This window comes from Actinomyces sp. ICM58, assembly GCF_000283035.1.
Classification (GTDB): Bacteria; Actinomycetota; Actinomycetes; order Actinomycetales; family Actinomycetaceae; genus Pauljensenia.
The window spans coordinates 1-7275 of record NZ_ALIY01000046.1; the positions used below are offsets into that span (position 1 = coordinate 1).

Annotated in this window: 5 protein-coding genes; 2 read left to right on the top strand and 3 right to left on the bottom strand. The window is 67.2% G+C overall.

What is annotated here, in order from left to right:
• Positions 1-641: 641 nt before the first annotated feature.
• Together HMPREF1138_RS01890 and HMPREF1138_RS01895 are read right to left on the bottom strand one after the other, a co-directional pair.
• Positions 642-1574: a patatin-like phospholipase family protein gene (locus HMPREF1138_RS01890; RefSeq protein WP_009055928.1), complete on the bottom strand. Its 933-nt coding sequence runs from the start codon at positions 1572-1574 to the stop codon at positions 642-644.
• A 28-nt stretch (positions 1575-1602) separates the two neighbouring features.
• Entirely contained in the window at positions 1603-2076 is a 474-nt protein-coding gene (locus tag HMPREF1138_RS01895; RefSeq protein WP_238318588.1) for a GtrA family protein, read from the bottom strand.
• Between the two features lie 667 nt (positions 2077-2743).
• Here HMPREF1138_RS01895 and HMPREF1138_RS01900 point away from each other — a divergent pair.
• Positions 2744-5206: a S9 family peptidase gene (locus HMPREF1138_RS01900; protein ID WP_009055926.1), complete on the top strand. Its 2463-nt coding sequence runs from the start codon at positions 2744-2746 to the stop codon at positions 5204-5206.
• A gap of 86 nt (positions 5207-5292) precedes the next feature.
• On the opposite strand, the gene HMPREF1138_RS01905 is transcribed toward HMPREF1138_RS01900, so the two are convergent.
• Complete coding sequence (locus HMPREF1138_RS01905; protein WP_009055930.1) at positions 5293-6645, bottom strand: hypothetical protein; 1353 nt, start codon at positions 6643-6645, stop codon at positions 5293-5295.
• A 161-nt stretch (positions 6646-6806) separates the two neighbouring features.
• Between HMPREF1138_RS01905 and HMPREF1138_RS01910 the strand changes: the two genes are divergently transcribed.
• Positions 6807-7275 (top strand): ribonuclease H family protein (locus HMPREF1138_RS01910; RefSeq protein ID WP_009055932.1); only part of this gene is annotated, 469 nt, incomplete at its 3' end.

Genomic DNA, 7275 nt, shown 5'->3' on the forward strand with positions numbered 1-7275 from the left:
GGCATAGCATGTGTTGCAACCACCCCTAGAATCTGCCCTACACCGTCGCCCACGGGGGGGGAATTGCACCAATAGAGCAACGACACGCCGACGACACGCCGTAAAACAGCTCCTAATGTTGCAAAACCCCCCAATCACCCGGCAAGAGGGCACGACAAGAACCAAACAGCCCGGCCACGATGCCTGGGAGCGGCTGCAACGACCGCGGCGCCAGCTGAATCATCACGAGCGCAGCCTTGGCTCCGCCGCGCCTCCCGCGGCCCCAGCCTCCGATGTCCCAACGCGCCGGGTCACGGGCCCGCAACGCAGCTAGTTAAGCGGGTGCCGCCCCCGGGCGACAACACATCCGGATAGGAAACCAGCATCCGGATAGGAAACCAACATCCGGATACCTTAATAACCTATCCGGATGCGCATAACCTATCCGGATGCGCACAACCTATCCGGATAACCCCAAACAGAAGCCACACCCAGGCCCGCGACACAACCAACGAGAGACCCACCCACCGACGGGCCACCAACCCACTGCCTGGCCATCATCACCACAGGCCGCCATCACCACGGGCCACCAGCCCGCCCCGGGCCGCCGATACCACCGGCCGCCAGCACCGCGACACGGCTCCCGCACCAGCCGCGACCCCTTACAACCCCAGGAACGCCTTGATTGCGGGCATCTCGCGCACGGCTTGGACCAGGCCGGCTCGGTAGGTGGCTTCGAGGCGCTCGCGCCGCGACTCGGTGTTGTTGATCCACAGGTTGTCGGGCGCGAACACGTAGGCCTGGCCTCGTTCCTCGAGCTCGAAGAGGAATCGGCGTCCCGCGTTGTAACGGTCGGTGCGTAGGGCGACGCCCTCGAAGACGGACGGGAATGAACGGTAGGCGGTGCGCAGGAGGGCGCCGACGCTTGCGGGCATGGGGTCTTTGACGAAGTCGCGGGGACGGGTGAGGACGACGAGGAGCTTGCGGTATCCCTCGCGCAGGGGCTGGTCGAAGGGCAGGCCTCCGTTGGGGCCGAGCGCGCCGTCGACGTAGGTGTCGCCGTCGATTTCGACGGGCGGCATGAGAATGGGCAGCGTGGAGGAGGCGCGGACGATGGGCCCGAGGGTGTCCAGGGTGCTCATTTCTTCCTTGGAGAACCAGCGTTCTTCGCCGCGCGATGCGTTGAAGGTGGCGACGCGCGTGGTGGCGGGGTTCGCCAGGAAGGTGTCCATGTTGAAGGGCAGGGCGCCGTCGGGGTAGCAGATCTGCTGGTAGATGTACTCGGCGTTGAAGTAGCCGTGGCCTTTGCGGAAGTGCTTGAGTCCGCCGAATTCGGGGTCTTCGACGAGGTCGACGAAGGTCGCGTGTGAGCGGATCGCGTCGCGGGAGGTGAAGTTGCACAGGTGGCTGGAGCCCGCGGAGACGCCGGAGATGTGGGGGAAGTTGATGCCTTCGGCGATGAGTCGGCTGACGAGCGCGGCCGTGTAGGCGTTGCGCATGCCGCCGCCTTCGAAGACGAGGGCGGTGTCGTCAATGGTGACCATCGTGGCGATGGATTCTTCGGGGGTCGGGTAGTGCTCTGGCGTTTCCTTCACGTGTCGACCCTACCGCCGCGCCTCGAACCTACGCGCGCGTACCCCCGGTGAAGACCACGTAGTGATAAAAGAAGAAACGGAACGCGGTGCCCAGGGCGAAGCCGACGACGTAGACGGCGATGTTGTCGGCCAGCGCCGAGGTGAACCCGAGGATGTGGTGGGTGAAGAGGAGGCAGAACTGGGAGATGCCGATGCCGCAGGCGTTGGCGAAGAAGAAGAGGATGGCTTCACGCGTGGCGTTGTCCCGGGTGCGGCCGCGGTAGGTCCACAGGCGGTTGGCGATCCACGAGTAGAGGGTCGCGGTCACGGCGGCAACGAATTGCGCGGTGTTGGGGTGTCCGGCGAGGATGCCGAGCGGCCCGTGTTGGAGGAGGTTGAACAGTCCGGCGTCGACGATGAAGGCGGTCGCGCCGACGAGCCCGAATTGGATGAATTCGCGCACCCAGGCGATGAGCCGCTCGGCGAGGCTCAGGGACGAGGCGGGGGCCGCTTCCTCGTTCACCTGTCCACGGGTGCCGGGCTCAGTGAGGGACGAGGCGGGAACCGCTTCCTCGTTCACCTGTCCACGGGTACCGGGCTCAGTGAGGGACGAGGCCGGGGCCGCTTCCTCGTTCACCTGTCCACGGGTACCGGGCTCAGTGAGGGACGAGGCCGGGGCGGGCTCCTCGTTCACCTGTCCGCGAGCGCCGGGCTGGGTACGAGGAGCGGACGGGTCCGCGAGCGCCGCGGGTTCGAGTGCAGGGGCCGCGGGCTCAAGCACTGGGGACGCGGGTGCGAGCGGGGCGGATCCGCGCGAGGGAGCTTGTTCGTCGTTCACTCCCCTAGTCTCGCACGCTCACCGGACTGCTTCTTCCGCCCTATCCTGGTCCCGCCCCCAAATTTCGCATGCAATTCCCTTTCTCCCCCTTTCACCTGCCGCCCACAAACCGCGGAATTTCAACGATCTGATTTCAAACTTTGAAAGACAGGTGAGGGAATTGCATGCGAAATTTTGGGGAGCACGGTGAACACGCCTTCTCAGCGGCCTTCAGAACAGACATCCCGGCGCGCAGGCACCGCCCGCCCCCGGACACCCGGGTGCCTCTGGTGGGGCTACTCGGGTGAAGGCTCCGAGTCGCGCCCGCCCCCGGACACCCGGGTGCCTCCCTAGTCCGCACCCCGCCTCTAAGATGGTTCCCATGACTGAGACGACCCCGCACCACGCACCCCAGGCCTCGCCGACTCCCCCGGTTGCCCCGAAGCGTTACGGGTACCGGGTGCGCGACCAGTTCGGGCAGCATTTTGATGACCCGTGGGATTGGTTGCGCGACGGCGAGAACCCGGAGGTGCGCGCGCACCTGGAGGCGGAAAACGCGTGGGCGGACGCGGTGACGGCGCCGACGCGCGAGGCGGCAGCGCGCCTCGTGGAGGAGGTGAAGGCCTCCACGGCGCTCACCGACGTGACGGTTCCGATCCGCGAGGGCGAGTTCTGGTACTTCCGTCGTTTCGCGGAGGGTCAGTCCTACGCGACGCATCACCGCGCGCCGGTGGAGCGCGACGAGGCCGGGGCGCCGATCCCGCTCGTCCCCTCTCCGGGCGCGCCCGCGCGGGGTGAGGAGCTCCTCGTCGATGAGAACGAGTGGGCGCGCGGGCAGGAGTTTTTCCGCCTGGCGGACCTGTATCCCTCCCCGGATGGGCGCCTGATCGCGTGGGCGCGGGACACGAGCGGCGACGAGCGCTACACGTGGGTCGTGCAGGAGGCGTCGGGGCGCGTCATCGACGAGGCCGTGGCAGGCGCCGGGTACGGCTTCGCGTGGGCGGATGACTCGAAGTCCTTTATCTACATGGGAGTGGACGATGCGTGGCGCGCGTGCGACGTGTGGCTGCACCGCCTGGGCACGCCGCGCGAGGCCGACGAGCTGCTGTTAGTTGAACCGGACGAGGGCTTCGAGATGGGGTTCGCGCCCTCGGGCTTCCCGGGGCACGTCGTCATTCATTCGTCGTCGTCGACGGCGGGCCGCGCGTGGCTGTGGCTGCCCGCCCACCCGTCGGTGCGCCCGCTGCCGCTCATGCCGGTGCGCCCGCGCACGCTGGTGTCGGTGGATTCGGCGGGGGATCGCCTGTTCCTCGTGCATACGGGCTTGACGCAGGAGGGCTCGCTCGCGCAGGCGATGCTGCCCGCAGGGGGGTCGCCCGAGGCCTTGGCGCGCCTCGGCGTCACGTCTTCCTCCGCGTACAGTCGCCAGGCCCTGGCGGATCGCACGCCCGGTACTCCCCTGCCGGGGGACGAGCCCGCCCCCCTCACGCCGTTTGAGTCCTGGGAGCCGCTGCGCAGCCCCGGCCCCGGCGAGCGCATCACCGACGTCGAGGCCCACGCAGGCTACGTGGCGCTCTCGCTTCGTTCGGGCTCGTTCACGCAGGTCGACGTGTGGGACCGCAGCGAGCCCACGCCCACGTGGCGACGCGTAGAGGTGGATGCCCCTGTGCGCACGATCGCGACCGTGCCGACCCCGTGGGCCGATCCGCTGCGCGTGGAGTTCCAGTCGCAGACAGTGCCGCCCACGGTTGCCGAGGTGACGCTGTCGAACCGCGCCCCGGCCTCGTCCCCTGAGACAACAAGCGAAAACGCGGCCCTGGGCGTGCGCACCCTGCGCACCCGCGAGGCGCCCGGCTGGGACCCCGCCGAGTTCGTCGAGGAGCGCGTGTGGGTGCTCGCGCGCGACGGCGCAACCCACATCCCCGTCACTCTCATCCACCACCGCAACGCGCGCCCGGACGGCACGCACGCGGGCTGGCAGATCGGGTACGGCTCCTACGAGGTCAGCTACGACCCCGAGTTCGAGACCCTGCGCCTGCCGATCCTGCGCCGCGTCGTCTACGCGATCGCGCACGTGCGCGGCGGCGGCGAGATGGGCCGCGCCTGGTACGAGGACGGCAAGGAGCTGGTCAAGGAACACACGTTCACGGACTTCATCGACGTGGCCGACTGGCTGGTCGACTCCGGGTGGGTGGCGCCCGGCCGCCTGGTCGCCGAGGGCCGCAGCGCCGGAGGCCTCCTCATGGGCGCGGTCACCAACGCCGCCCCCGACCGCTTCCGCGCGATCCTGGCGGGCGTGCCCTTCGTGGACGCGCTCACCACGATCCTGGACCCGACCCTGCCGCTCACCGTCGGCGAGTGGGAGGAGTGGGGCAACCCGCTGACCTCGCGCGCCGTGTTCGACGCAATGAGCCGCTACACGCCGTACGAGAACGTGCCCGACGGCGCGCTCCTGCCCGCGATCATGGCGACGACCTCAGTCAACGACACGCGCGTCGAGTTCATCGAGCCCACCAAGTGGGTGCAGCGCCTACGCGAGGCCACCGGCCAGGTGCCCTCCACGGACGAGGCCGGGGCTGGGAAGCGCTGCAACTGCTGCGATTCGGGGGCGGCCGGGGATTCCGGTGCGGTCGGCGTCGACTCCGGCGGCGGCGAGAGCACGGGCGCGGAGGCCAGAGGAGGCCTCGTCGCCGCGCGCGACCCGCTCGAGCGTCCGATCATCCTGCGCACCGAGATGGTCGCCGGGCACGCCGGCCCCTCCGGGCGCGAGGGCCGGTGGGCAGCGCGCTGCGAAGAGTTCGCCTTCGCGCTGAGCCAGGTGGGCGTCACGCTGTAACGGGTGGGGGCGGTCTTCGTTGGAAGACCGCCCCCCTCGCGCCGCGCACGGTGCCGCGCGAGACTGTGCTGTGTTACCTCGCTACGTTACTGAGCGCCGCCGTCCCAGCCGGGACGCAGGGTAAAGGACTCAATCTTTCGCACGTGCCCCGACAGCGGGCTCCACGTCTTGATGTATCCCTCCAGCTTGGTCGTTGTCAGAACCTTCCGGCGCTCTCCCCCGTCCCACGGTAGATAGATGAGGTTGACCCGGCGCCCTTGCAAGTCATCGTCGAGGGCGTAGACGCCCGTCTTAGTCACTTGGAACAACACTGGTGGGTAATTGCCCGGCTCCCTGTACGAGAACAGGTGACGGCCCTGGCCACTGTCCAAGTCGACCGCAAACGCATGACCGTCCGCACTGATGAACCTGTACTCGCGCCCCACCTGGATCCCCACATAGCGATCGATATTGGGGTCTCTCCCCAATTCGATGGGATTTCCCTGCTCGTCGAGCACGGGAATAACCGTGCGCTGCCCCGTCGACAGGTCCCATCGCTGGAGAACCAGGGTTCCCTCAGGTTCAGACACTTTTGCCCTCTTCGCGGAGTCAGGATCGGCCACTTGGATGCCCGGCACAGTGATCACATCCCCCTCGCAGGCAAACATCTTCTGCCCCGACCCCAACACATTGTTCTCGGGCGCTACGCCAAGGATCTGGGGAGTACCGCCGTCAAGATCAGTCAGCTGAACGACGACAGACAGAACCTCCGGCTGGTCACCATCACCGCCCGATTGTGCGGCGTAGGCCTCAAAGGCCTCTGATGCCTTCGCACGCGGGAGCTGCTTCGTGTCGACGATCGACACAATCCGTCCCCCGCACTGGCCCATGTCTCCGCGCGTTCCTTCAGTTTCCACAGTCGTCATACTGCCATCAGGTTCGATCGTATCGATCAGAAGCCCCTTATCGGACCAGGAAGAAACAACGACAATTCGTCCATCCGGCAGCAGGTAACGCCCATATTCCGCAATCCTCGAATGGTCACGGTCCACCACACGGGTCCCGTCTTCCGTGGTCAGGTACTCTTGCTCCCACGAACCGTATGAAATCCCGCTGTCAAGCCACACGAGACGGGCTACTGAATCATCGCGACGGAGCGCGCCTTCGAGATTGCCTTGAGCATCGAGAAGCACGACCCAGCTGTCATGAATCGGTGCTTCCAGGCCAGACACCGATTCTGCGTGACCTATTCGAAGAGCGATAACAGCGTCACCCGTACTCAGCTCATCCACCGACGAACTGATCAGGTAGCCCTTCGGAATGCAGCTCCACATGAGCAACCCAAGCGCGAAGGCAAGCGCGAGTAGACCCCACGGGCGGGACCGCTTCCGCTTCGCCGAACCACCTCCCTCTCGCTGAGGCGCATTCGTCTCGTGCTGTTCATCGCTGCGAGTGCTCATGGTCGTCTCCGTCCTCATCGTTGCGGCGAAGGGCGCTACCACGCCCACCCCCGATTTTAGAGCACGAGGCAGAGGCTGCCCCGGCCTCGTCCCGTTGCCCGAACGAGCCGGGCCTCGTCCCCGTTCCGATCAGGCAAGCGCGATGCCGATAGGATGACGCCATGACGATTACGGCGGCAGCAGACGGTTCTTCCCTCGGCAATCCCGGGCCCGCGGGGTGGGCCTGGTACGTGGACGAGGACACGTGGGACGCGGGCGGCTGGCCGAAGGGCACCAACAACCTCGGTGAGCTGACCGCCATCCTGCGCCTGCTTCAGGCCACCGCCGAGACCGGCGAAGAGCTGCACATCCTCGCCGACTCGCAGTATGCGATCAACGTCGTGTCCAAGTGGCGGCTCGGCTGGAAGAAACGCGGCTGGACAAAGGCCGACAAGAAGCCCATCAAGAACCTGGAGCTCATCCAGGAGATCGACCGCGCCATGGAAGGGCGCCGCGTCACCTTCGAGTGGGTCAAGGGACACGCTGGCCACCGCATGAACGAGCGCGCCGACGACCTCGCGCGAGGGTGCGCCGAGGCCTACCAGGCCGGGCGCACACCCGAGCCGGGCCCCGGATTCGGGGGCGGCTCGT

Excerpts from the sequence above, each read along its gene's own strand:
- HMPREF1138_RS01905 (WP_009055930.1), bottom strand. The coding sequence starts at position 6,645 with ATGAGCACTCGCAGCGATGAACAGCACGAGACGAATGCGCCTCAGCGA.
- HMPREF1138_RS01900 (WP_009055926.1), top strand. The coding sequence starts at position 2,744 with ATGGTTCCCATGACTGAGACGACCCCGCACCACGCACCCCAGGCCTCG.